This is a genomic window from Kitasatospora sp. NPDC057512, assembly GCF_042802135.1.
Lineage (GTDB): Bacteria > Actinomycetota > Actinomycetes > Streptomycetales > Streptomycetaceae > Kitasatospora.
Genome location: NZ_JBHVET010000920.1, coordinates 1 through 2,846 on the forward strand (window position 1 = coordinate 1; position 2,846 = coordinate 2,846).

A 2,846-nucleotide genomic window follows, 5' to 3' on the forward strand; every position below is an offset into this window, starting at 1 on the left:
GCAGCATGGGGTGCCCCGGCCGGACGGCGACGCCGTCCACCAGCAGCCGGGCGCCGGCCTCGGCGAGCGCCCGGTGCAGGAAGTCGACCGGTCCGGCGGCCGTTCCGCCGGTGGTGACCACGAGATCCGCGGTGGAGTGCCGCAGCGCTTCCCGGAGCAGCCCGAAGTCGTCCCGGACGTACCCGACCTCGGCCGTCCCGGCGCCGGCGGCCCGCAGCCAGGGCGGCAGCAGCGGCCCGAGCGCGTCCCGGACCAGGCCCGGCCCGGGCACCCCGGCGGTGAGCAACTCGTCCCCCAGGACGAGCAGTTGGACTTCCGGACGGCGGCGGACCGGCAGCCGGTCGTGGCCGCAGGCGGCGGCCAGGCCGAGCACCGCCGGCCCGACCGGGGTGCCGGACGGCAGCAACTCCTCACCCAGGCGGCACTCCTGGCCGCGCGGACGGACGTCCTGACCGGTGGTCAGCGGCTGCGGGCCGCGGTCGTGCAGCAGCGCGCCGTCCGTCCGCCCGTGCTCACGGCGCAGTACGGCGGTTGCTCCGGGCGGCAGTTGGGCGCCGGTGGCGATCTCCACGGCGGCGCCGTCGGCCAGCGGCGCCGCTTCGGCCGGTCCGGCCAGCACCCGGCCGGCGACCCGCCACGGGCCGGGACCGGCGACCGCCCAGCCGTCCATCGCGGAGGTGTCGAAGGCGGGCAGGTCGGTCAGCGCGCCGAGCGGCTCCGCGAGGGTGCGGCCGAGCGCCTCGGCCAGCGGGACGGGGACTCCGGGCAGCGGGCGCAGCCCGGCCCGGCGCGCGGTCTCCCGGGCGCGGGGCCAGCTCAGCACGCCGGGACCGGTGGACGGTGCGGCCACGGTCGGCTGTCCGACCGCGCTCACGACTCGCCCGGCCGGTCGGCGGGGCCCCAGCCCTCGGCGAGGGCCTCGGTCCGCCGGGCCGCCTCGGCGACGGCCTCCGCCCCGCCGCCCCGCTGGGCGGCCGCGTAGCCGATCAGGAAGGCGGTCAGCGGCGCGGCCGGCCGGGCCACCCCGTGCGCGACCACCCGGGCCGTGTCGAGCAGACCGTGGACGTCGACGTCCAGGTCGATGCCCAGGTCGGCCTTGACCTCGGCGATCCAGTCATCCAGCGTGCGCTCCATGCGCCCATGCTGCCTGATCGGTGGTTTCCCCGAAGTGTTCGCCCCGTGTGCGGGGCGCGTCGTTTCGCTCACACGTCGCCGGCCGGGGCGGTGAGCCTCAGGTCCGGTCGCGCTCGCGGGCCTGCTCCAGGTCCTCCCAGGTGTCGCAGTCGTAGGCGACGTTGTCGGTGTCGGCCACCCGCAGCCGGGGCAGCCCGCCGACCAGGCGGCGCAGCGGCTGGTCGGCCGGATCGCCGAGGGCGGCCAGCGCGGCGCGCAGCGGGGCGGTGCGGTAGGCGGCGGCGAGCGGCTGGTCGCGGCCGCCCGCGTCGACGAGTACGGCGGCGTCCCCGTGCGCCCCGGCCCGGTCGAGGGCGGCGACCAGCCGGTCCACCGTCCGCCGGTCCAGGAAGGGCAGGTCGGCGGCGAGCAGCAGCACGGTGTCCGCGGTGACCAGGTCGAGCCCGGCCGCGACGGCGGCGACCGGCCCGCCGCCGGGCGGCCGCTCCCTCGTCCAGTGGACGCCGCCGCGCGCGGTCGGCCGGACCGGGCCGACCACGACGGTGGTGCGGGCGCCCGCGCAGGCGGCGAGCACCCGGTCGAGCAGGGTGGTCCCGCCGACCGTCAGCCCGGGCTTGTCGGCCCCGCCGAGGCGCCGGGCGGCCCCGCCCGCCGGGACGATCACGTCGTACGGCGTCATGCGGCCAGTATCCGCCCTACGCCTGCCCGGGTCCGCCGTCCTCCTCGGACTCCCGGTCCTCCCCCGCCGCCTCGGCCGCGGCCTCGGCCGCACGGGCGGTGTTGGCCGCCGCGCCCAGTTGCAGGAAGGACGGCAGGGTCAGCTCCCCGTACCGCTCGTTCATCGCCGTGACCAGCGCCTCCGGGTCGTCCGGGTGCTCGGCCAGCAGCCGGTCGAAGTCCTGGAGGTACTCGCCGGTGAAGGCCAGCACCCGGGCGGCGTCGTCGCCCTGGTCCGGGGCCCGGTGGCCGGCGATCACCCGGTCCGCGCCGAGGTCGGCGATCCGGCCGAGGTTGTGCCCCCAGGTGGTGCGCTGGGCCGGGGTGGTGTCGGCGGTCCAGACGTGGGTGCCGTTGTGGACGAAGTCCCCGGCGATCACGGTGCGGATGCTCGGCACGTGGACGACCGTGGAGTCCCCGCAGTCGGCCTGGCCGAGCAGCAGCACGGGGATCACCTGGCGGTCCAGCATCAGCGGCTGCGGCAGCAGCGGGGCGGGGATCAGCGGGTGGTCCGGGATGTCGTCGCCGTACACCGGCTTCCACTGCGCGACCTTGGCGGCGACGGTGCGCCGGATGCCCTCGACCACGGCCGGGGCGGCCAGCAGCTGCGCGTCGGGGAAGAGCCGCAGCACCTCCTCGGCGCCGAAGTAGTGGTCCGGGTGCTGGTGGGTGACGACGACGGCGAGCAGCCGTCTGCCCTTGCCCGCGACCCACTCGGCCAGCTGGCGCCCGGCGCTGCGGGTCAGCTGGGCGTCCACCAGGATCGCGGTCCGCTCGCCGAGGATCAGTGTCGAGGTGGCGAAGAAGGCCGACTCGGGGCCGGTGAAGACGGCGACCTCCAGCGGCCGGGCCGGCTGCCCGGGCTCGGGCGGCACCGCGCCCGCGGCCGGCCGGGCCTGGGCACGCTCCGCGCCGGCGCTCTCCTCGGACGGGGACGTCGTCACGGGCTGCTCCCTCTGGTCGGCGGTCGGATTCCCTGCGCCCTACAGCATGGG

General features: G+C 78.0%; 2 protein-coding genes and 1 pseudogene. All 3 read right to left on the reverse strand.

Annotation, left to right across the window (positions count from 1 at the left end; translation table 11 throughout):
* A partial coding sequence (locus tag ACFU6K_RS35760; protein ID WP_380670318.1) for a molybdopterin molybdotransferase MoeA occupies positions 1 to 850 on the reverse strand: 850 nt, incomplete at its 3' end.
* A 20-nt stretch (positions 851 to 870) separates the two neighbouring features.
* Positions 871 to 1,813, reverse strand: a pseudogene (locus ACFU6K_RS35765) (NTP transferase domain-containing protein).
* A 16-nt stretch (positions 1,814 to 1,829) separates the two neighbouring features.
* Entirely contained in the window at positions 1,830 to 2,795 is a 966-nt protein-coding gene (locus ACFU6K_RS35770) for an MBL fold metallo-hydrolase (RefSeq protein ID WP_380670320.1), read from the reverse strand.
* Positions 2,796 to 2,846 lie beyond the last annotated feature (51 nt).